Here is a 20,438-nt window from a genome sequence, read left to right as displayed (position 1 = left end):
AGCGGCCAGGCGTGCGTACGAGCATGGGGCTGGCTGAGTGCCCCAGGGGGAGGCCGCGATGGCAGGCAGGCGTGATGATGAGAAGCGATTCCGAGGCGACGTGCGCGATGCGGAGGCGGATCGACGAACCGATCGCCACCGCGGTTCGGACGAGCGGGGCTACGGAGAGGGCGAGCGGCTGGGCCGTGATTGGGAGCGCGCGGACATGCGCGGCACCGAGCGCGCTCGCTCTACCCGGGATGAGCTGACCCGGAGTGCCGACGAGAAGAGATTCGGCCGGGGGCGGGAGGACTTTGGCTCGCGGGAGCTGCCCCGAGAGCAGGGCGAGCGGCGGTTCCGGGACCCGGGGCGTGAGCGGGACGTGCGCCGGTATGACGATCGGGATCGCGAGATGTGGGGCCGAGCCCCCGGCGACGTCGACCGGGAGGATTGGCGGGCCAGTCCGAGCGGCTCCTTCCACGACGAGTTGCGCGAGGAGCGGGGGCGCCCGCAGCGGTACGGGGAGCGGATGGGCCCCTCCAGCCGGCCTTACGACACTGAGCGGTGGAGGGGTGAAGCGCCCGAGCGGGAGGAGCGTCCCCACTACAACCTCGCGGGGCTGCATGACCTGGACGACCTGTCCGAGCTTCGCCATCGATACAGCGAGCAGCGCCACCACCGGGACTATGAGCCGCGCTACGGACATGGACCCGGCGTGGAGAACATGGAACCCCTCCGCACGGGCTACGGTACCAGCATGACCCGCCGGGAGAATGGGGATCGCGAGCTGGGGCACGGGGGCATGCTGGGCGGCACCTACCGCGAGAGCGCAACACGTCCCATGGGCCGGGGGCCGAAGGGCTACCAGCGCTCGGACTCCCGCATCCGCGAGGAGCTGTGCGACCGGCTCATGATGAGCTGGATGGACGCCGAGAACGTCGACGTCCAGGTCAAAGACGGTGAGATCATCCTCCTGGGGACGGTGAAGAGCCGGGACGAGAAGCGGGCCATCGAGGCGCTCGCCGAGTCCGTGCTCGGGGTGAAGGACGTCCACAACTCGCTGCGAGTGCAGCGCGAGGGGCAAGTGAGCACCAGTGCCCAGCCGGAGGTGCACGGCGAGCAGCTCCCGCTGGCCCAGAACCGCGAGGGCCAAGCGCAGGTGCCGGGCCGCCGAGGGCCGGCCCCAGAGCGGGGGGCGCAGGACCAGGAGCAGGCGCCGGTGCAGAAGCCCGGGGACACTCCGCTGCACTCGTGAGGTAGCGGCCGTGAGCGCAGCACCCGCGGCGCCTCAGATGGATTCGAGGCGCCGCGCTGGCACCCACGGGGTGCCGTTCAGCATGAGCGGCGCCCTCCCCTGTCAGCCCCTCGTCGCGTCTGAAGGCGTCACGCTGATGACCACCGACTTCGAGGCCGGCGTGCGGCTCTTCTCCGCGTAGTTGTCGATGGGCACCAACACGTTGGTCTCGGGGAAGTACGTGGCCGCGCACCGCCGGGGGATCCGGTAAGGCACCACCACGAAGCGGCGCGCTACGCGCTGCTCGCCCCGGAAGTGGCTCGTGAGATCCACCACCTGCCCCTCGGAGACTCCCAGCGCGCGCATGTCCTCCGGGTTCAGCAGCACCACCCGCCGCCCATTGAGGATGCCGCGATACCGATCATCCAGTCCGTACAGCGTGGTGTTGTACTGGTCGTGGCTGCGGATCGTCATCATCAGCAACTGGCCCGGGGCCAGCTCGATGCGCGGCAGCGGGTGAACCGTGAAGCGCGCCTTGCCATCGGGCGTGGTGAAGCGGCCCTCGCGCGGCCCGTTGGGCAGGTAGAAGCCGCCCGGTTCGCGCACGCGCCGGTTGAAGTCCTGGAAGCCCGGCACGACACGCGCGATACGCTCACGGATGCGATCGTAGTCCTCCACCAGCGCCTGCCACTCCACCCGGCTGCGCTGGCCGAGCACCGCCCGCGCCAGCCCAGCGACAATGTCCGGCTCGCTGCGCAGGTGCTCGGAGGCGGGCTCCACCGCGCCCCGCGAGGTGTGCACCACGCCCATCGAGTTCTCCACCGTGACGAACTGCTCGCCGCCCGTGCGGACATCCCGCTCGGTGCGCCCGAGGCACGGGAGGATGAGCGCCCGTCGGCCGTGAACGAGGTGCGCCCGGTTCAGCTTGGTGGACACGTGCGCGGTGAGGCGCGTGCGGCGCAGAGCCTCGGCGGTGAACTCGGTGTCCGGCGTGGCCGATAGGAAGTTCCCCCCGAGCGCGAAGAGCACCTTCACCTGCCCGGCGTGCATGGCACGGATGGTGGCCACGGTATCCAGGCCCGGGTTGCGCGGAGGCTCGAAGGAGAACTCGCGCTGGAGCGCGTCCAAGAACGCGGGGGCTGGCTTCTCCACGATGCCCATGGTCCGATCGCCCTGGACGTTGCTGTGGCCTCGCACCGGGCACAGCCCTGCGCCCGGCTTGCCGATGCTGCCTCGCATCAGCGCCAGGTTGGCGATCTCCTGGATGTTCGCCACGGCATTCTGGTGCTGCGTGAGCCCCATGGCCCAGCAGAAGATCGTCCGGTCCGAGTTCGCCAGGATCTGCGCCGCCGCGCGGATCTGATCGGCGGGCACTCCGCTCTGCTCCACCACCTCATCCCAGGAGATGGCGCGCAGGGCCTCCACGTAGGCCTCGAAGCCCGTGGTCCGCTGCCGGATGAAGTCCTTGGCCACCACCTGGCCGGGCCGCTTCGCATCCTCCTCCAGGAGCGCCTTGCCCAGGCCCTTCAGCAGCGCCACGTCGCCGTTGATGCGCACGGGCAGCCATAGGCGGTTGATGGCCGTGCCCGGCCCGATGAGCTGGATCAGCTCCTGGGGATGCTTGAAGCGGTTGAGGCCCGTCTCGGGCAGCGGGTTGATGCTGACGATCTGGCACCCTCGCCGGGCTGCTGCCTGCAGCGAGGTGAGCATGCGCGGATGGTTGGTGCCAGGGTTCTGGCCAATGACGAAGATGGCCTCGGCCTTCTCGAAGTCCTCCAGCGTCACCGTGCCCTTGCCGATGCCGATCGCTTCATTGAGGGCCGTGCCGCTCGACTCGTGGCACAGATCGGCGCAGTCCGGCAGGTTGTTGGTGCCGAACTGCCGCACGAAGAGCTGGTAGAGGAACGCAGCCTCGTTGCTGGTGCGGCCGGAGGTGTAGAAGCAAGCCTCGTCCGGCGAGCCAAGCGCGTTCAGTTCCTCTGCCACGAGCGCGAACGCCGCCTCCCACGAGATCGGCTCGTAGTGCGTGCCGCCCTCGCGCAGCACCATGGGGTGCGTCAGGCGGCCCTGCTTGCCGAGCCACAGGTCCGACTGCGCGGCGAGCTCGGAGACGCTGTGCTGACGGAAGAACTCCGGGGTGATCCGGGCCAGGGTGCCTTCCTCGGCCACGGCCTTCGCGCCGTTCTCGCAGAACTCCGCGACGGAGCGGTGGGTATCGGGATCCGGCCAGGCACAGCCGGGACAGTCGAAGCCGTCTTGCTGGTTGAGCTTGAGCAGCAACTGGGTGCCACGGATGGCCCCCATCTCGCCCCAGGCGTGCTGGAGCGAGGACATCACCGCGGGCACACCACCGGCCACTTCCTGCACGGGGCCCACGGCGGGCGGCTTCGGCTCGATCGGGGGCTGGGCGCTGGGCAGCGCCCTGGCGAGCGAGGCCGAAGATCCAACAGGGTCCTTGGGCGCTACCTGCTCGTTGCTGCGCGCATCCGCCATGCCTGCCGCTCCTCACCCAGATGTCCGTACTCCGAACAGCCTGTTACCCTCATCCTAGTCGACCTTCCATCGGCCGCCGCTGCCTGCTTGCTCCCTTCAGACCAGAAGATGACTCACCATTGGCCTTCACGCGTCCTCGTGCCCCTGACCCTCGCCCTGCTCGCCACTACGATCAGCTGCAAGGGCCGGCATGAACCAAGCCCCATACAGGTGGATGCGGGAACAGTGACTGCTGAAGCCACACCTACCGAGCCTGTAGATGCCGACCCTGCTCTGCCTCCAGAACGGCCCTATCCACGTAAGCACTACTATCTCGATCTGGCCGGCAGAGAAGACTTCAGGAACCGCTACTCCGCAGCCGTTCAGGTCACGACATCCGAGCCCATGCTCGCAGGCATCTATGGCTGGTGCAGCAGCGTGTTGCTCGCTCCGCAGTGGGTGCTCACGGCTGGGCACTGCGTCTGCGTCAGAAAACCCGTCACTACGCCGGGACAGCAGGGCAAAGTCGTTATCGATGGCACGTCCTGCGCGTCTCACCCCAAGATCACGGTGTCGCTCTGGGATGCCTCCCAAGGAAATGACTTCCTCCCTTCCTGCAGCTGGACCCAGACCTACCCTGGGACTGAGGTTCGGCCTCACCCCGACTTCCAGATCCTTCTCGACAAAGAAGGCAGGGTGGAGTCCAGCCGCGCAGATCTGGCGCTCATCCTTTTAGAGACACCCGTGGAACGGGAATACACCCCGGTTCAGCTCTCACGAGAGGAACTTCAACCGGGGGAACCCTTCGTCCTCGTGGGTGGGACGAGCACTGACTCTCTGCAGGGAAACATCAGCGGGGGTGCTCGCCGCTTCACCCGCTACAAAGCGGTGGGACCGGCAGCCCCTGGGAGTGAGCGGATCCTCTTCGAGCAACCCCAGCGAGAACTCTTCAAAGGAGACAGCGGCGGTCCATGCCTCCGGGAGAGAGCTCACGGTCTGCTTCTGGTGGGAATCTCGGCCAGGGGCTTGGGCCTGGAGCCCACCTTCACCCGTATCCCACCCTACCGTGACTGGCTGCGTTCCACGGTGCGCAGCCCCAAGCCCCCATGACGCGCCCAGGAGGCCGCTCTCCAGAAAGGTCCGCCTTGATGCCTCAACTCCGAATGCTGCCGTGCTTGATGGTGTTGTTTCTCTGTGGAGGCTGCGTGACTGACGCGGGCTTCACCCCGGAGACGCGCGAGTCCTCTGCCCCGCCTCGCAGAGAGCAGCCCTACATCCTGGGAGGCAAGTTGGATTTGGAGATACATCCCTGGCAGCCGAGCCAAGCTCAGGCGACCGTTACTTCGGGCGCACGCAGATCTCCCAGGTGGAGGGAGAGCTCTTGAGGGTGCTCAAGCCCGGCGTTCATGCCTACCAGGGAGACAGTGGAGGACCTTGCTTCAAGTGGGAGCAAGGTCAGGAGCGTCCGACCCTCATTGGGATCATTCGAGGCGGTGGCGCCCCTGTCTACTCCACCATCACGAGCACCGCCTTCGCCACAAACTACCAATGGCTCGAACGGATCATCCGCGAGGACACAGGGGCGGACGCTGGGCCCGCCCCCTGAGTCTCATCAGCACTCAGTGGCGCCCGAGGCCTCGATCACGAACACCAGGCCTGTCTGCTTGAACACCAGGCTGTAGAAGTCGCCGTGGTTGCAGAGATCCTCTCCTACCGTCTGGAACCAATGCTGGTAGCCCGAGTTGTAATCCTCGCCCGTGCCCACCTCCGCCTCGATGGCCGGCACCAGCGCGTCCAGGTACTTCAGCGCCCGGCGCGTGTCGTCCTGGCCCCGCTCGGCCTCGACCTGCCACGGCAGGTTCGCCACCTCCGAGGCGCCCACCACGTGCGCCGCCGAGGCGAGCTCTCCCATCGTGATGTCCTCCGCGGACGACACGATCCGGAACGCGCGCACGGAGGCCTCGCTCCCCGCCGCAGTCAGCACCGCCTCGCTCACCGCCACCTCCTCCAACGTCACCCGGTCGGTGCTCAGCGCCTGCGTCCGCTTCTTTACTTGCACCTGCTGTGTGGGCTGAGGTGCGTCTCCTGAAGAGGAATTACTACAACCGAAGCCGAGGGTGGCAACCAGCGAGAAGGGCAACAGCAGCAGGCGCTTCATCCATGCCTCCTGTCTTCACGGGAAGGGGGTTCCCTGAATTGGATGATTCGACCATAGCCGAATTTTACAGGCCCATCAAGTCATTCCCGTTTTCCCCGCTGCCCAAGCCAGAGCCGTGAAACCCGCCTAGTCCGCCGCAACCAGGGTGTAGATGGTGGGCTGGACAAGCTGGAGGCGGTGCGTCACGGCGCCCAGGCTCTCTGCGTGGCCGACGAAGAAGTAGCCCTTGGAGGCGAGGCGTCCGACAAGCCGATCCACCGCCCGGGCCTTGGAGGCCGCGTCGAAGTAGATGAAGACGTTGCGGCAGAAAAGGAGATCGAAACGGCCGAGCACCGGGAGGCTCTCCTCGTTGAGGTTGACGCGCTGGAACTGGACCAGCGGGCGCAGCTCGGGGCCTGCCTTCATCACCCCCTCCTGGCTGCCGGTGCCACGGAGCATGAAGGCCTTGAGGTAGCGGGTGGGGATCTCCGTTGCGCGATCCAAGGGCCACAGCGTCTGGCGCGCGCGCTCCAGGATGCGCGTGGACAGATCCGTCGCGAGGATCTCGATCGTCCACCCCTCCTCCGCAGGCAGGTGGTAGCGCAGCACCATGGCCAGCGAGAAGGCCTCCTCACCCGAGGAGCACCCCGCGCTCCAGATCCGCACCTGCTTGCCGCCCGAATCCGTGCCTCCCTGAGAGACCCACCGAGGCAGCACCTCGCGCTCGAGGAAGTCGAAGTGCCGGGGCTCGCGGAAGAAGCGCGTCTCGTGCGTGCAGATGGCCTCCAGCATCCGCGCACGCTCGATCGCGTCCTCCTCCACCTGGTGCAGGTAGGCGCCGAAGGAGATCCCCAGCTCACGCAGCCGGCGGGACAGCCGCCCCATCAGCAGCGCCTTCTTGTGCGGCCCCAGGTAGATGCCAGCCTCCTGGTAGATGAGCCTCCGGTAGCTGTAGAAGACGCGGTCGGACAGCTCCGGCAGGCCTACGAAGGCCAGCGGCTCAGAGGCCAGCGGCGAAGGACTGGGCTCCTGGCTCATGAGGCCGCGCGCTCGGGCGTCACCGCGCTGGCGGCCCGGAGCTCCTGGTGGTTCAGCAGCCGATCGATGTCCAGCAGGAGGATGAACTTCCTCCCCGCCTTTCCCATCCCGGCGAGGTAGTCGGCGTGCACGGGCGTACCGAAGGCGGGCGGCGGCTCCACGTCCCCGGAGCCGAGATCCAGCACCTGCCCGACGGCATCCGCCAGCATCCCCATCACCAGCTTCTCGCCCTGGAACGCCACCTCCACCACGACGATGCAGCTGCGGCGGTTGATGGTGCTGGGCGGCAGGCCGAACTTCATCGCCAGATCGATGACGGGGAGCACGCTGCCCCGCAGGTTCGTCACCCCGCGGATCCAGGCGGGCGCACCGGGCACGCGCGTCACCGAGTCATGCTCGATGATCTCCCGAACCTGGAGGATCCCGACGGCATACTCCTCTCCAGCAATGAAGAAGCTCAGGTACTGCACGACAGACGAGGCCGCAGGCTGGCTCATGGCGGGCTCCTAGAAGCGCTTGAACTCACGATCCTCAGAGGACAGGGCCGATAGCCTCTTCTCTTCCTTCGAGGGCGGATGGGAGAGCGACCCGTGGCTGATCGCCTTCAGGCCATGCACCGCGTCGGAATCGCTCCACGCGGGAGGGGCCTTGCCAGCCTGCGCGGGCTTGCCGCCGCCGGGCTTATGCAAGGTCGGCCATGGCGTCCGGCTCTCGGACTCTCCCACGCGGAAGAACGACACGAGCTGCTGCAGCGTGTCGGCCTGCGCGGACATCTCCTCCGCCGTGGCGGACAGCTCCTCGGCAGCGGAGGCGTTGCGCTGCGTCACCTGATCCACCTGCATCATCGCCCGGTTCACCTGCCGCACGCCCACTGCCTGCTCGCCGCTGGCGGCCACCACCTCCTGCACCAGCTGCGCCGTCTTCTGGATGGACGGCACCAGTGCCTGCAGCAGCTCGCCGGAGCGCTCTGACACCTTCACGCTCTTACCCGCCAGCTCGCTGATCTCCTGGGCCGCCGCGCGGCTGCGCTCGGCCAGCTTGCGCACCTCCGTGGCCACCACCGCAAAGCCCTTGCCGTGCTCCCCGGCCCGGGCCGCCTCGATGGCCGCGTTCAGCGCCAGCAGGTTCGTCTGGTAGGCGATCTCCTCGATGATGTTGATCTTCTTGGCGATGGCGCCCATCGCATCCACCGTCTGCTTGACGGCCTCGCCGCTCTCGCTGGCCTCCTGGGCGCCCTTGACGGCGATCTGCTCCATGAGCCGGCTGTGCTGGCTGTTCTGCTCGATGGTGGCGTTCATCTCCTCCAGGCTGGCCGTGGTCTCTTCCACGCTGCTGGCCTGCTCGGCGGTGCCTTGGGAGAGGCTCTGCGAGGAGGAGGACACCTGCGCGGCCGCCGACGTCAACGCCACCGCCCCGGCCCTCACCTCGCCGATGACTTGCGCGAGCCGCTGGACCATGGAGCGCATGGCGGCCAGCAGCATGCCCGTCTCGTCCTGGCGATCCTCGTCGAGGCGCACCGACAGATCTCCCTCGGCGATGCGGCCGGCCACCTGCGCGGCATGCGACAGCGGCCGGGAGATGCTCAGGGAAATGAGCGTGCACAAGAAGAAGCCCATCAGAAACCCCGCCACCAACAGGACGGTGATCAACTGCCGGGCGTCCTCATAGGTGTGATCCGCAACCGTCGCGGCGTCACGGCTGGTCCGGAGGTTGATGCCCACCAGGCCCAACTGCTTGGAGGCCATCTCTTCGAAGATCTTCGCGGACTGGCCATTGATGATCACCCGGGCCTGCTCGTCCTCGTTCCGCCGCGACACTGCCAAGAGCTTCTCATGCTCGGCTTGGTACTCCCTCCAGAGAGCCCCGAGCTCCGCATAGATGCGGCGCTCCTCGTTGTCGACGATGAGCGGCTCGTAGGCCATAGCGGCGTTGGTCATCTGCTTGGACAGCTCGTCCATGATGCGTTCGTAGCGCGCCATCGGCTCCGGATCCGAGGCGAGCACATGCTGCAGCTCGGCGACCCGGTAGGCGCGAAAATCACTCACGATGGAGGAGACCTGGAAGACCGACTCCATCTCGTCATCGACGATGTTCCGCATGGCGCGATGCAGGTCCGCCAACTGCCGGACGGCGAAGACGCCAATGCCCGTGGCGATGCCCAGCACCAACGACAGGGCAATGAGCAGCTTGGGGAAGATCTTCAGATTCTGAAACCAGGACATGGGCATTCCCCAAAGCGGACTACGGTTTACGGCTTACGACGCTGCGGCTGGAAGGTTGCGGAGCGCTTTTTGAAGGAGTGAAGGAACGTCGAGGATCAGGGCGACCCGGCCGGTGCCGAGGATGGCGGAGCCTGAAACACCAGAGACGTCCTGGAACACCTTGCCGAGCGGCTTGACGACCGTCTGACCCTGCCCAAGCAGCGCGTCCACGGCGAGGCCCGCCTGTCCCCGGCCTTGGGAGATGACGACCACGCTCTCTCGGGCGGGGGGCGGCCCCTCCACGGAGAAATGCTCGCGCAGCCGCAGGTAGGGCAGCGGCTGGCCCCGCAGGTTGAGCACACCGGTGTGCCCTGGGCGCTTCTCGGTCTCGGGCAACTCCACGCACTCGAGCACGCTCTGCAGGGGCAGGATGTACGTCTCCTCCCCCACCTTCACCGAGAAGCCCTCGATGATGGAGAGCGTCAGCGGCAGGCGCATGTGGATGGTGGTGCCCCGCCCCTCTCGGGTGTCGATGGCGATGGAGCCGCGCAGGTTCTCGATGTTGCGCTTCACCACGTCCATGCCGATGCCCCGGCCCGACAGCTCGGTGACGCGCTCGGCCGTGGAGAAGCCCGGCGTGAAGATGAGAAGGAACAGCTCCGCGTCCGGGCGCTCCTCGCCCGGCTGGAGCAGCCCCAGGGCCTGAGCCCGCGCGCGGATGCGCTCGCGGTTGAGCCCGGCGCCATCGTCCTCCACTTCGATGACGATGCTCCCGGCCTCATGGGAGGCCCTCAGCTTCAACGTGCCGTAGTACTCCTTGCCGAGCCGCTTGCGGACCGCGGGAGTCTCGATGCCGTGATCCACCGCGTTGCGCACCAGGTGCAGGAGCGGATCCCGGATGAGGTCCACCACGGCGGTGTCCACCTCCACGTCCTCGCCGCTCACCTCCAGCCGGACCAGCTTGCCTGACGCCTCGCACAAGTCGCGCAGCGTCCGCGCGAAGGGCTGGAAGGCGCGCCCAATGGGCACCATCCGCGCCTTCAGCACCAGTTCCTGAAGATCCAAGTACAGGCGGTCCGCGTCGCGGTGCGCCTCGAGCAGTTCCTGGGGCGAGTAGCGGTGCGCCTGCTCCAGCATGGCCGTGAGCCGCCCGCGCGAGATGGCGATCTCCCCCGTGAGGTCCAGCATCCGGTCCAGCCGGTCCAGCCCCACTCGCAGCGTCCGCTCGGCGGTGACGGGCACCGGGGCCTCGGCGGCCTTCTCAGGGGTCGCTCCCTCGGGCGCGGGGGCGCTGTCCGTGGGCAGCTCCGCGCCCGCCGCCTCCTGCAACCGGCGCTGGATCTCGGGCACATCCGGGGCCTCGCGGCCTTCCGAGCCGTGCGCCGCGAGCATCACCCGGAGTGTGTCCACCGCCTGCAGCAGCAGCGTCACCAGCTCCGCCGTCACCGGGCGCGTGCGGTGAGACAGCCGCGCGAGCAGATCCTCCACGCGGTGGGCCACCTCGGACGCGGCCGGGAAGCCCATCAGCAGGGAGTTGCCCTTGAGCGTGTGCACGGAGCGCAGCACGCTCTCGATCGCCGCGGGATCCGAGGCGGACTCCAGCGCCAGGAAGTCCTTCTCCAGCCCGGCGAGCAGTTCCGTGGCCTCGGCGCGAAACGCCGTGCGAACCGCATCCAGATCCGTCTTCATCAGGACCCCACGAAGCTGGCGATCTTCATCCGCAGTTCCATGGCCTCGAAGGGCTTGACGATGTAGTCATTGCAGCCGCTCGCGTAGCCGCGCTCGAGCGACTCCAGGCTGGAGCGCGTCGTCACCAGGATGATGGGCGTGGTGCGCGTGGACTCCTGATCGCGCAGCCGGCGGCACACCTCGTAGCCGTTCATTCCCGGCATCACCACGTCCATCACGATGGCGTGCGGCTGCTCGGAGAGCGCGAGCGTCAGCGCCTCTTCTCCACTGGCAGCAGTGATGATCTCATACGGTCCGTCCTGTAGGAGGATTCGCTCCATCAGCAGGACCGTGGGTGAGTCATCGACCAGCAGGATCTTCTTATGTCCTTCCATGACTCTTCTCTCGGCCAGTCAGCCCGCCCTCAACGTCTTCACCAGAGCCATTCCATCGTCGGTGCGAAAGCGCAACTTCCTGCCCGCTCGCCCACCGAGATCTTCGGCAACGATGGCGATCCCCACCTCCCCCAACAGACGACGGGCCAGTTCGGCATTGCGCTCGCCCAGGGTCAGCGCTGCGCCGGGTGCCGAGAGACCCGCCATATGAGCGCCCCCAAACACCTTCGCCCTCAGGTTCGACCGCTGGCTTCCCAGCCGCTCCAGCTCTCTCAGCAACATGGGGATGGCGGCATCGCCATGACGGCTGCTCTGAGCCTGCCCGTAGGGCGCGGTGGGGAGCAGGAAGTGGTTCATCCCCCCCACGCGCAGACGCTCGTCCCACAGGCACACGGAGACACAAGAGCCCAGAATGGTCGTCACCTCGGTGGGACGCGACGCCGCCATCAGGCCCCCCGGCTCCAGGTAGACCGTCCGCAGCGAAGCAGGCTCCCCCAGGGGATACGACAGCTGCGGCTCGTACGGGGCAATGAACCCCTGACGCGGCTCGGACACGGCCGCAGCCCCTTGCACGCGGAGTAAATCCAACAGCTCGAGGTCCTCGTCGGACAGCCCGCGCTTCTGGGGGAGCATCCGGAACAGCGCGAGCACGCCCCTCACCTGCCGGCCGGACAGGATCGGGATGCAGGCGGTAAGCCCTGCCTCGTGAGGGGCCGCGCCCACGGAGCTGGTCCGGCCGATGACGTAGGGCACACCATGCCGGGCCACCTGCCCGACAATGCCCGTGGGCACCAGGAGGGCCTGGAGCCGCTCCGGCGGGAGCCCCATGGCCGAGGACACGACGAAGCGCTCTCCTCCCGGCTCGAGCGCGAGCAGGACGTGCTCCTCGCAGCCCATGAGCTGGGACACGATCTCCCCCACCGCCCCCGCCGCCTCTCCTGGGCGGATGTCCTTCAAACGCTGGAGGGCTGCCGCCACCCTCGGGCGGAGGACGGGAGCGGGTTTGGAGTCGGCCGCCATCAGTGACCCAGGAAGCTCTCGATCTTGGCCCTCAGCTCGTTGCCATCGAACGGCTTGGTCACGTAGTCGCTGCAGCCGCTCTCGTAGCCTTTCTCCACGTGCTCGGGGCCGCCGCGCGTCGTCACCAGGATGATGGGCGTGGCACGCGTGGACTCCTCGGCACGGAGCCGGCGGCACACCTCGAAGCCGTCCATCCCCGGCATCACCACGTCCATGAGGATGAGCTCGGGACGATCGGCCAAGGCCCGCTCTACCGCCTCGGCGCCACTGCTGGCGCTGAGCAGCTCGTATGGCCCGTCTTGCAGGAGCAGCCGCTCCATCAACAGGACCGTGGGTGAGTCATCGACCAGCAGGATTTTTTTCGGAACGGACATAGCCCCTCGTCCAGCGGCGATTGTACCAGCCGAGAGAAGATTTTGTCCGGCACACGGCACTCGCGTGCCCCAGGAGTTCGGCTAGGCTGCCCGCCCTTCTAGCAGTCATCCCTGACCCACGGAGTACTTATGTCCCGCGTCATCCGCGCCCCCAGAGGCACTGCCCGCTCTTGCAAGGGCTGGGTCCAGGAGGCCGCGCTCCGGATGCTGATGAACAACCTGGATCCGGATGTGGCCGAGCGCCCTGAGGATCTCGTCGTCTACGGCGGCACCGGCAAGGCCGCGCGCGACTGGCCTTCCTATGATCGGATCATCGCCAGCTTGAAAGAGCTTTCAGACGAGGAAACGCTCCTCGTCCAGTCGGGCAAGCCGGTGGGCATCCTGCGGACCCACCCGGACGCTCCGCGTGTGCTGCTGGCCAACTCCAACCTCGTGGGCCGCTGGGCCACCTGGGAGCACTTCCACGAGCTGGAGAAGAAGGGACTGATGATGTACGGCCAGATGACGGCCGGCTCGTGGATCTACATCGGCACGCAGGGGATTCTGCAGGGCACGTATGAGACGTTCGCGCAGGCGGGCCGCACGCACTTCGGCTCGGCGGACCTGAGCGGGCGGCTGGTGCTGTCGGGCGGGCTGGGCGGTATGGGCGGGGCGCAGCCGCTGGCGGCCACCATGTGCAACGCCGTGTTCCTGGGCGTGGAGATCGATCCCCAGCGCGCCCAGCGCCGCGTGGAGACGCGCTACCTGGATGTGGTGGCCAAGGATCTGGACGAGGCGCTGGCGCTGGTGAAGCAGTCCCAGCAGAAGCGCGAGGGCCGCTCCATCGCCGTGATTGGCAACGCGGCCACGGTGTTCCGCGAGCTGTACCGGCGCGGCATCAAGCCGGATCTGGTGACGGATCAGACGAGCGCGCATGATCCGCTCAACGGCTACATCCCCGCGGATCTGTCGCTGGAGGCGGCAGCGGAGCTGCGGCGCCGGGACCCCGAGGGCTACGTGCGCCGGGCGCGGGAGACCATGGCGATGCACGTGCAGGCCATGATCGACTTCCAGAACGCGGGCAGCCACGTGTTCGACTACGGCAACAACCTGCGCGGGCAGGCGCAGGCGGGCGGCAAGGAGAACGCATTCGAGTTCCCGGGCTTCGTGCCCGCGTACATCCGCCCCATGTTCTGCGAGGGCCTGGGGCCCTTCCGCTGGGTGGCGCTGTCCGGAGATCCAGAGGACATCCGCCGCACGGACCGCGCGGTGCTGGAGCTGTTCCCGGAGAAGGAATCGCTGCGGCGGTGGATCACCATGGCGCAGCAGCGCGTGGCGTTCCAGGGACTGCCGGCACGCATCTGCTGGCTGGGCTACGGCGAGCGCGCGAAGGCGGGCCTCGTGTTCAACGAGCTGGTGCGCAAGGGCGAGGTGAAGGCGCCCATCGTCATCGGCCGCGATCACCTGGACTGCGGCTCGGTGGCCTCGCCCAACCGCGAGACGGAGGCGATGAAGGACGGCTCGGACGCGGTGGCGGACTGGCCCATCCTCAACGCGCTGGTGAACGCGGTGAACGGCGCCTCGTGGGTGTCCTTCCACCACGGCGGTGGCGTGGGCATGGGCTACTCGCTGCACTCGGGCCAGGTCATCGTGGCGGATGGCACGCCGGAGGCCGCACGGCGCATCGAGCGCGTGCTCACCTCGGATCCGGGCATGGGCGTGCTGCGGCACGTGGACGCGGGCTATCCCGAGGCCGTGGACGTCGCGCACAAGCGCGGAGTGAAGATCCCCGGCGTCACAGTGTGAGGCACGGCATGGAGACACCCTTCCCGAGACATGGAGGCTGGGGGGTGGTGGCGCTCGTGGCGCTGGCCTGGCTGGCGGGCTGTGCCCCCACCACCGTGAGCCCCATGGTGATGCGGCTGGGGCCGGGGCACCCGGACCAGAGCCTGCTCCAGGCGGGCCTGAGGAGCGGTCCTCGCCTGTCAGCGCCGCTCGCCGCGCGCTTCGACAGCACGCAGCCCTTCGCCGGCAACGGCGCCAGCTTCTCCCCGCAGCAATGGTCGATAGCCTACGACTTCGCGGTGCAGAAGCCGCTCACGGAGAAGCTCGCGCTGCACCTGGGCGTGAACGGGGAGATCTACTATCCGCTCCCGCTGCCCGGCTATGGCGTCTACCTGGGGCTGTCGAGCTGGTACGGCACGCCCACGTTCGGCGTGGCGCCCTCGGTGGTAGTGCGCGGCGCGACGGACTTCGGCATCGACACGCGCGGCGGCCCCGGGAGCATCTTCGGCGCGGAGACCTCCCTGGCCATCTACGCCTCCCCCGAGGAGCGCGTCTGTCTGGGCATCGTGCCCTTCCTGGGCATCCACCGGGTCTTCTCGCAGAACGAGCGTGCGACGCCGCTGTTCTACGGCGCGGCGGCGGTGGTGCAGCTGCCGCTGGGCAGGGTGGATCAATTCGAGCTGTCCGGAGGCGCGGGCCGGGTGAAGGCTCCCGGGGAGAAGGGCTGGAACTCCCCCATCCTCGGCGGGCGCTGGGCACGGTGAGCCATGGAACCGCTGGATCTTCTCGTCCGTAACACCTCCGAGGTCCTCACCGTGGAGGGCTCGCACCGAGAGCCCGCCGAGCAGGCCCTCACGCCTCGGCCCCGAGCGTGCGTGGGCGTGCGCGGAGGCCGCGTAGCGTGGGTCGGCCAGGAGCCAGATCTGCCGCCTGGGGCTGTCACGCCGAGCACGGAGATCCTGGACGCCGAGGGCCGCATGGTGGGCCCAGGCTTCGTGGATCCGCACACGCACCTGGTCTTCGCGGGCGAGCGCTCCCGTGAGTTCGATCTGCGGAACCAGGGCGCCACGTATCTAGAGATTGCCCAGGCGGGCGGTGGCATCGTCAGCACCGTGCGCGCCACGCGGGCCGCGAGCGAGGAAGAGCTGGTGCGCCTCGCCCTGCCCCGACTCCAGCGCCTGCTCGAGTACGGAGTGACGACGGCCGAGGTGAAGAGCGGCTACGGGCTGGATGTCGAGAACGAGCTGAAGATGCTGCGGGTGGTGCGCCGGCTGGCGAGCCTGTCACCCGTGGAGCTGGTGCCCACGCTGCTGTGCGCCCACGCGGTGCCCGAGGAGTTCAAGGGCCGCCGCGAAGCGTACGTGGAGCTGTGCGTCCAGGAGATCCTCCCGGCCGTGGCTCGCGAGGGGCTCGCGCGCTTCTGCGACATCTTCGTGGAGCAGAGCGCCTTCACCCCGGACGATGCGCGCCGGCTGCTCACCGCCGCGAAGGCGCTGGGGCTGCGGCCTCGGCTGCACGGGGATCAGCTCACCTCGGGCGGGGGTGCGGAGCTGGCCGCCGAGCTGGGCGCCGCCACCGTGGACCATTTGGAGAACGTGAGCGAGGCGGGCATCCGCGCGCTGGCGGCCGCGGACGTCACCGCCGTGCTCGTTCCCACCTCCACCCTCTTCGTACGCATGCGCCCTTACGCCCCGGGCCGAAAGCTGCGCGAGGCTGGGGTCAACATTGCTTTGGGCACCAACATCAATCCCGGCTCGGCGATGTCAGAGAATCTTCCGCTGGCCATGGGGCTCGGCTGCCTGGAGAACGGGCTCTCGGCGGCCGAGGTGTACTGGGCGGCCACCCGAGGTGCCGCTCTGGCCCTGGGCCTGCCCTCTCACGGGCGGCTGGCGGTGGGAGACGTGGCCGATCTCGTGATCTTTTCGTGCACAAACTATCGGCATCTGCCCTACCACCTTGGAGTGAACCACGCTCGGGCGGTGTTGAAATACGGGCGTCTGCTCGTGCGCGACGGTGCGGCCCTGTGTGAGTGAATAAGAGGGGGAGTGACGACCTCTTGATAGTGAACCTTGCTCGGCCCGATAGGCGTCTTATCGTTGGCCGGGGTTGGCCGTTATCATTCTGTTGGTCGAACGCTATGTGCCGCCTTTTTGGTTTCCGCTCTGCTGTTCCCGCCGCCGTTCATCCGGCCCTTGTGACCGAGAAGAACTCGCTCGTCATCCAGTCGCGCGAGCACAAGGATGGCTGGGGAATCGCGGCGTATGGTGTGGATCCGAGCCCGAAGGTCGCGCACGGCGTCGGCCCGGCTCACAGCGATCCAGACTTCCTCCGGGTGAGCAGCCTGGTGTCTTCTCACACCGTGGTGGCACACATCCGGCTGGCCTCGGTGGGAGCGGTGGAGATGCGCAACTCGCACCCGTTCCTGTATGGCCGCTGGTCGTTCGTGCACAACGGGACGCTGAAGAACTTCGAGCAGCACCGCCGAGCGGTGGAGTCGCTCATCAGCGAGGATCTGCGCCCGAACATCCACGGCACGACGGACTCCGAGCGCTGCTTCCACGTCTTCCTCACGCGGATGGCCTCGCGGACCTCGCTGGATGGAACGGCGCGCGTGGAGGACGTGGCGGCGTCGCTGGCCGAGACGATGCAACTGGTGGCATCCATCACGGATCAGCCAGGGCAGGATCGCTCGGCGATGAACTTCCTGGTCACCAACGGTGAGGTGATGGTGGCCACGCGCCGCAACCGCACGCTGTACCTGTCGGACGGGCGGCGCTCGGAGTCGTGCGCGATGGCGCGGCTCCAGAACGGCGTGAAGGTGGAGCAGCTGCTCATCGCCAGCGAGGCGCTGTGCGGCAACCACACCGCGTGGAACGAGGTCTCCGAGGACGAGGTGGTCGGAGTGGACAGCGGGCTGACGCTGCATCGCTGGCGCCTCTCGGATCTCGCCGTGGTGGGCTGAGGCCGAGTCACACCGGCTCAGGGAGCCCAGCGCGAGAGCAGCTCCGCGGGCCTGGAGCCGAAGGCCTCGGCGTGCAGCTCGCGCGCATCGTCCGCCACGGGCCGCAGTGTCAGCCGCAGGTACTCGCGCGGCGCGGCCTGGGGGACGCGATCCAGCCACTCCACCAGCACCGCGCCATCGCCTCCGATCAGATCGAGGAAGCCGGTGGCGTACAGCTCGTCGTAGTCCGCGATGCGGTAGAGGTCCGCGTGGTACAGCGGAATGCGTCCCCGGTACGGATAGACGATGGCGAAGGTGGGACTGGCCACTTCGGAGCGGGCCACCTGCGCGCCCTCGGCCACGCCGCGCACCAGGTGCGTCTTGCCTGCGCCCAGATCGCCGATCAGCCCCACGAAGTCCCCAGGCTGGAGCAGCTCGCCCAGGCGCACGCCCATCCGGTGCGTCTCCTCGGGAGATTCCGAGCGCAGCGTGCGCGTCAGCGAGGGCGCACTCATCTTCCCCACCGCGTCCAGACGTCGCACAGTCCCTCGGCGATATCCGAGGCCATGAGCCCCACCTTCCCTCTCCGGGCCGCAGCGAGATCTCCCGCGAGGCCGTGGGCGTAGACAGCGGCCCAGGCTGCATCGGGTGCCCGGATTCCCTGCGCCAGGAACGCTCCGCAGATGCCGGAGAGCACATCCCCTGCCCCCGCCGTGGCCATGCCCGCGTTCCCCGTCGGGTTCACGAAGAGCTCGCCATCCGGGCTCGCGATGATCGTCCGAGATCCCTTGAGGACGAGCGTCACCCCGTGCTGTGTCGCGAAGCCTCGCGCCACCTCCAGCCGGTTCGCCTGAACCTCCTTGGTGGAGCGTCCGGTGAGCCGGGCCATCTCCCCCGGGTGCGGCGTGAGGATGACGGGCTTCTTCGCGCGGCGCAGCACCGCCAGATCCGAGGCCACGGCGTTGAGCGCGTCCGCATCGAGCACCACGGGTGCATCCACGCGCTCGAGCAGCTCGCCGATCAACTTGCCCGTCTCCGGCCCGCGAGGAATGCCGGGACCGATGACGAGCGCATCCTTCTCCTCAGCGGCCTCCAGCAGGATGTTGAGATCCGCGGACCCGAGTGCTCCGGCTCGCTCCATCGGGATCCCCATCACCTCGGGCGAGTGAGCCAGCACGGCATCCAAGACATCCCCTCGCGTCGCCACGGAGACGAGCCCCGCGCCCGAGCGCAGCACCGCCCGGGACACCAGCGCGGCCGCGCCGGACTTACCCCGGCTCCCAGCCACCACCAGCACGTGCCCGTACGTCCCCTTGTGGCTGTCCGAACGCCGGGCTGGCAGCGCCTCACGGGCATCCGCCTCCTCCACGACCCGCAGCACAGGCCCGGTGACCACCTGGAGCGCCACCGGAGACAGGCCTATGTCCACCCGCCGCAGCTCACCACAGAGCGAGGCCCCCGGTTCCACCACCTGCCCGCGCTTGAGGAACCCGAAGGAGACGGTGATGTCCGCCTCCAGGTACGGAAGGAAGGCCTCCCCCGTGTCGCTCTGCAAACCCGAGGGCACGTCCGCGGCCACCACCTTCACGCCGATCCTGCGCCACCGGTAGATGCGAAAGATGGCCTCCGCGAAAGGGCCCGCGGGCGCACGGTTCAGCCCAGTGCCGAAGATCGCATCCACCACCACGTCTCCGGCCCTCGGCCGCGAGAGCGCCTCCAGCGGCTGCGGCGCGATGCCAAACGACACGAGCCCCTTCATGGCGCGCTGGGCCTCGGCGGACATCCTCGACTTGTCGCCCACCAGCGCCACGGACACCCGGGCCCCGCCCTCCAGGAGGAACCGCGCCGCCACGAACCCATCGCCGCCGTTGTTCCCTGGCCCGCAGACGACGAGGAACCGCCCCTGCGGCCCCACCACGCTCCGCGCCGCGTCCGCGAGCGCCCGGCCCGCGTTCTCCATGAGCAGCGCCGAGGACATCCCCAGCTGGTCGTCGCCGGCCTGCTCTGCCTGGCGCATCTGTGCGGCGGTCAGGGCGCTCTGCATCTCAAGGCCGCTCCTGCAGGATGACGGTGGCCGCAGCCACCCCTGCGTCGTGGGTCATCGTCAGCAGCGCCTCTACGCGCCGCTGCTCCATCACCTCGCGGGCCACGCCGGACACGGTGAAGCGCGGCATGCCACCGGTGCGCACTACCTCCATGTCCCGCCAGCGAATCCCCGGCGGAGCCCCCAGCGCCTTCACCAGGGCCTCCTTCGCGGCGAAGCGCGCGGCATAGGCGCTCGCGGAGTCCGCCCGCTCGCTGCACAGGGCGCGCTCAGCATCCGTGTACACGCGCTCCAGGAAGCGCTCGGCACGAGGCCCCTGCAGGATGCGCTGGATGCGCTCCACCGAGCAGATGTCCATCCCCAGGCCGACGATCGCCATCGCTACCCCGGGTTGCGCATCAGCTCCAGCATCTCCCGCACCGCCCGCTCGAAGCCCACCAGCACCGCGCGGCCCACGATGGCGTGCCCGATGTTCAGCTCGTCGATTTCCCGGATGCGGGCAACCGGCTGCACGTTGTCGTAGTTGAGCCCGTGGCCCGCGGCCACGCTCATGCCCAGCTTCGCGGCGGCCTTGGAGGCATCGATGATGCGGCTCAGCTCCCGGCCCCGCTCACGCTCGTTGCGCGCCTCGCAGTAGCGGCCGGTGTGCAGCTCGATCCGATCCGCATCCACCTTGTGCGCCGCGCGCACCTGATCCAGGTCCGGATCGATGAACAGCGAGACGGTGATCTCCCCGTCCTTGAGGTTCTTGATGATCTTGGCCACGTGCTCGCGCTGGCCGTTCACGTCGAGCCCGCCCTCGGTGGTGAGCTCCTCGCGGCGCTCGGGCACCAGCGTCGCCACGTCCGGCTTGTACTCGTAGGCGATCTTCACCATCTCCGTGGTGGCCGCCATCTCCAGGTTCAGCAGCGTCTGGCACGTCTCCCGGAGGATGCGCAGATCGCGGTCCTGGATGTGGCGGCGATCCTCGCGCAGGTGGATGGTGATCTGCTGCGCGCCGGCCAGCTCCGCCAGCGCCGCCGCCGTGACTGGATCCGGATACGTGGTGCGCCGCGCCTGCCGCAGCGTCGCCACGTGATCCACGTTCACACCCAACCGCTGTCCCATGGGCCGCTCCTTGCTCCTTCCTCTATTGGGGCCTGCCACAGCGATGTCAACATTCCCCATACAC

The 20,438-nt window shown here is 68.3% G+C and carries 19 protein-coding genes; 6 read left to right on the top strand and 13 right to left on the bottom strand.

Annotated features, from left to right (window positions below; genetic code table 11):
• Positions 1 to 58 precede the first annotated feature (58 nt).
• The gene (locus tag DB31_RS44730; RefSeq protein ID WP_052419907.1) at positions 59 to 1,234 is read left to right on the top strand and encodes a BON domain-containing protein; all 1,176 of its coding nucleotides are present in this window, start codon (positions 59 to 61) and stop codon (positions 1,232 to 1,234) included.
• A gap of 102 nt (positions 1,235 to 1,336) precedes the next feature.
• Here DB31_RS44730 and DB31_RS12360 read toward each other — a convergent pair whose 3' ends face one another.
• Entirely contained in the window at positions 1,337 to 3,706 is a 2,370-nt protein-coding gene (locus DB31_RS12360; protein ID WP_044186689.1) for an FdhF/YdeP family oxidoreductase, read from the bottom strand.
• A gap of 108 nt (positions 3,707 to 3,814) precedes the next feature.
• Between DB31_RS12360 and DB31_RS51540 the strand changes: the two genes are divergently transcribed.
• Positions 3,815 to 4,795, top strand: coding sequence for a trypsin-like serine protease (locus DB31_RS51540; protein ID WP_083968177.1), 981 nt, complete (start codon positions 3,815 to 3,817; stop codon positions 4,793 to 4,795).
• A 502-nt stretch (positions 4,796 to 5,297) separates the two neighbouring features.
• Here DB31_RS51540 and DB31_RS12340 read toward each other — a convergent pair.
• The 8 genes from DB31_RS12340 to DB31_RS12305 form a co-directional block, all read right to left on the bottom strand.
• Positions 5,298 to 5,843, bottom strand: a complete 546-nt coding sequence (locus tag DB31_RS12340) for a hypothetical protein (RefSeq protein ID WP_044186681.1) — start codon at positions 5,841 to 5,843, stop codon at positions 5,298 to 5,300.
• Between the two features lie 126 nt (positions 5,844 to 5,969).
• On the bottom strand, positions 5,970 to 6,860 hold the full coding sequence (locus DB31_RS12335; protein ID WP_075305974.1) for a CheR family methyltransferase: 891 nt from the start codon (positions 6,858 to 6,860) through the stop codon (positions 5,970 to 5,972).
• On the bottom strand, positions 6,857 to 7,357 hold the full coding sequence (locus DB31_RS12330) for a chemotaxis protein CheW (protein WP_044186679.1): 501 nt from the start codon (positions 7,355 to 7,357) through the stop codon (positions 6,857 to 6,859). The genes DB31_RS12335 and DB31_RS12330 overlap by 4 nt, the downstream gene beginning before the upstream one ends.
• A gap of 9 nt (positions 7,358 to 7,366) precedes the next feature.
• On the bottom strand, positions 7,367 to 9,082 hold the full coding sequence (locus tag DB31_RS12325; RefSeq protein WP_052419906.1) for a methyl-accepting chemotaxis protein: 1,716 nt from the start codon (positions 9,080 to 9,082) through the stop codon (positions 7,367 to 7,369).
• 33 nt (positions 9,083 to 9,115) lie between these two features.
• Complete coding sequence (locus tag DB31_RS12320; RefSeq protein ID WP_044186677.1) at positions 9,116 to 10,750, bottom strand: chemotaxis protein CheA; 1,635 nt, start codon at positions 10,748 to 10,750, stop codon at positions 9,116 to 9,118.
• Complete coding sequence (locus DB31_RS12315) at positions 10,750 to 11,124, bottom strand: response regulator (protein WP_044186676.1); 375 nt, start codon at positions 11,122 to 11,124, stop codon at positions 10,750 to 10,752. The genes DB31_RS12320 and DB31_RS12315 overlap by 1 nt, the downstream gene beginning before the upstream one ends.
• 18 nt (positions 11,125 to 11,142) lie before the next feature.
• Positions 11,143 to 12,144 (bottom strand): GAF domain-containing protein, encoded by a 1,002-nt coding sequence (locus DB31_RS12310; protein WP_044186674.1) that lies wholly within the window; start codon positions 12,142 to 12,144, stop codon positions 11,143 to 11,145.
• Positions 12,144 to 12,518: a response regulator gene (locus tag DB31_RS12305; protein ID WP_044186672.1), complete on the bottom strand. Its 375-nt coding sequence runs from the start codon at positions 12,516 to 12,518 to the stop codon at positions 12,144 to 12,146. The genes DB31_RS12310 and DB31_RS12305 overlap by 1 nt, the downstream gene beginning before the upstream one ends.
• Before the next feature lie 129 nt (positions 12,519 to 12,647).
• On the opposite strand from DB31_RS12305, the gene hutU reads away from it, so the two are divergent.
• The 4 genes from hutU (at position 12,648) to DB31_RS12285 (ending at position 17,244) form a co-directional block, all read left to right on the top strand.
• Entirely contained in the window at positions 12,648 to 14,303 is a 1,656-nt protein-coding gene (gene hutU, locus DB31_RS12300) for a urocanate hydratase (RefSeq protein ID WP_044186671.1), read from the top strand.
• A gap of 8 nt (positions 14,304 to 14,311) precedes the next feature.
• Entirely contained in the window at positions 14,312 to 15,046 is a 735-nt protein-coding gene (locus tag DB31_RS12295; protein ID WP_044186670.1) for a hypothetical protein, read from the top strand.
• Between the two features lie 3 nt (positions 15,047 to 15,049).
• A complete protein-coding gene (gene hutI / locus DB31_RS12290) occupies positions 15,050 to 16,315 on the top strand; it encodes an imidazolonepropionase (protein WP_044186668.1) in 1,266 nt (421 codons plus the stop codon).
• 104 nt (positions 16,316 to 16,419) lie between these two features.
• Positions 16,420 to 17,244, top strand: a complete 825-nt coding sequence (locus tag DB31_RS12285) for a class II glutamine amidotransferase (RefSeq protein ID WP_044186667.1) — start codon at positions 16,420 to 16,422, stop codon at positions 17,242 to 17,244.
• Positions 17,245 to 17,261: 17 nt separating this feature from the next.
• On the opposite strand, the gene tsaE is transcribed toward DB31_RS12285, so the two are convergent.
• The 4 genes from tsaE to DB31_RS12265 are packed head-to-tail and all read right to left on the bottom strand — an operon-like array spanning position 17,262 to position 20,374.
• Positions 17,262 to 17,738, bottom strand: coding sequence for a tRNA (adenosine(37)-N6)-threonylcarbamoyltransferase complex ATPase subunit type 1 TsaE (tsaE, locus tag DB31_RS12280; protein WP_044186666.1), 477 nt, complete (start codon positions 17,736 to 17,738; stop codon positions 17,262 to 17,264).
• Positions 17,735 to 19,267, bottom strand: coding sequence for a bifunctional ADP-dependent NAD(P)H-hydrate dehydratase/NAD(P)H-hydrate epimerase (locus DB31_RS12275; protein ID WP_044186664.1), 1,533 nt, complete (start codon positions 19,265 to 19,267; stop codon positions 17,735 to 17,737). Before DB31_RS12275 ends, tsaE begins: the two co-directional genes overlap by 4 nt.
• Before the next feature lies 1 nt (position 19,268).
• Entirely contained in the window at positions 19,269 to 19,646 is a 378-nt protein-coding gene (gene acpS / locus DB31_RS12270; RefSeq protein WP_044186662.1) for a holo-ACP synthase, read from the bottom strand.
• Positions 19,647 to 19,648: 2 nt separating this feature from the next.
• On the bottom strand, positions 19,649 to 20,374 hold the full coding sequence (locus tag DB31_RS12265) for a pyridoxine 5'-phosphate synthase (protein ID WP_044186661.1): 726 nt from the start codon (positions 20,372 to 20,374) through the stop codon (positions 19,649 to 19,651).
• Between the last annotated feature and the right edge of the window lie 64 nt (positions 20,375 to 20,438).

This window comes from Hyalangium minutum (assembly GCF_000737315.1).
In the GTDB taxonomy this organism is placed as follows: Bacteria; Myxococcota; Myxococcia; order Myxococcales; family Myxococcaceae; genus Hyalangium; species Hyalangium minutum.
The sequence above is the reverse complement of the archived record's forward strand: the minus strand, read 5'-3'. Positions and strand labels throughout refer to the sequence as shown.

Excerpts from the sequence above, each read along its gene's own strand:
- DB31_RS44730 (WP_052419907.1), top strand. The coding sequence starts at position 59 with ATGGCAGGCAGGCGTGATGATGAGAAGCGATTCCGAGGCGACGTGCGC.
- DB31_RS12360 (WP_044186689.1), bottom strand. The coding sequence starts at position 3,706 with ATGGCGGATGCGCGCAGCAACGAGCAGGTAGCGCCCAAGGACCCTGTT.
- DB31_RS51540 (WP_083968177.1), top strand. The coding sequence starts at position 3,815 with ATGACTCACCATTGGCCTTCACGCGTCCTCGTGCCCCTGACCCTCGCC.
- DB31_RS12340 (WP_044186681.1), bottom strand. The coding sequence starts at position 5,843 with ATGAAGCGCCTGCTGCTGTTGCCCTTCTCGCTGGTTGCCACCCTCGGC.
- DB31_RS12335 (WP_075305974.1), bottom strand. The coding sequence starts at position 6,860 with ATGAGCCAGGAGCCCAGTCCTTCGCCGCTGGCCTCTGAGCCGCTGGCC.
- DB31_RS12330 (WP_044186679.1), bottom strand. The coding sequence starts at position 7,357 with ATGAGCCAGCCTGCGGCCTCGTCTGTCGTGCAGTACCTGAGCTTCTTC.
- DB31_RS12325 (WP_052419906.1), bottom strand. The coding sequence starts at position 9,082 with ATGTCCTGGTTTCAGAATCTGAAGATCTTCCCCAAGCTGCTCATTGCC.
- DB31_RS12320 (WP_044186677.1), bottom strand. The coding sequence starts at position 10,750 with ATGAAGACGGATCTGGATGCGGTTCGCACGGCGTTTCGCGCCGAGGCC.
- DB31_RS12315 (WP_044186676.1), bottom strand. The coding sequence starts at position 11,124 with ATGGAAGGACATAAGAAGATCCTGCTGGTCGATGACTCACCCACGGTC.
- DB31_RS12310 (WP_044186674.1), bottom strand. The coding sequence starts at position 12,144 with ATGGCGGCCGACTCCAAACCCGCTCCCGTCCTCCGCCCGAGGGTGGCG.
- DB31_RS12305 (WP_044186672.1), bottom strand. The coding sequence starts at position 12,518 with ATGTCCGTTCCGAAAAAAATCCTGCTGGTCGATGACTCACCCACGGTC.
- hutU (WP_044186671.1), top strand. The coding sequence starts at position 12,648 with ATGTCCCGCGTCATCCGCGCCCCCAGAGGCACTGCCCGCTCTTGCAAG.
- DB31_RS12295 (WP_044186670.1), top strand. The coding sequence starts at position 14,312 with ATGGAGACACCCTTCCCGAGACATGGAGGCTGGGGGGTGGTGGCGCTC.
- hutI (WP_044186668.1), top strand. The coding sequence starts at position 15,050 with ATGGAACCGCTGGATCTTCTCGTCCGTAACACCTCCGAGGTCCTCACC.
- DB31_RS12285 (WP_044186667.1), top strand. The coding sequence starts at position 16,420 with ATGTGCCGCCTTTTTGGTTTCCGCTCTGCTGTTCCCGCCGCCGTTCAT.
- tsaE (WP_044186666.1), bottom strand. The coding sequence starts at position 17,738 with ATGAGTGCGCCCTCGCTGACGCGCACGCTGCGCTCGGAATCTCCCGAG.
- DB31_RS12275 (WP_044186664.1), bottom strand. The coding sequence starts at position 19,267 with ATGCAGAGCGCCCTGACCGCCGCACAGATGCGCCAGGCAGAGCAGGCC.
- acpS (WP_044186662.1), bottom strand. The coding sequence starts at position 19,646 with ATGGCGATCGTCGGCCTGGGGATGGACATCTGCTCGGTGGAGCGCATC.
- DB31_RS12265 (WP_044186661.1), bottom strand. The coding sequence starts at position 20,374 with ATGGGACAGCGGTTGGGTGTGAACGTGGATCACGTGGCGACGCTGCGG.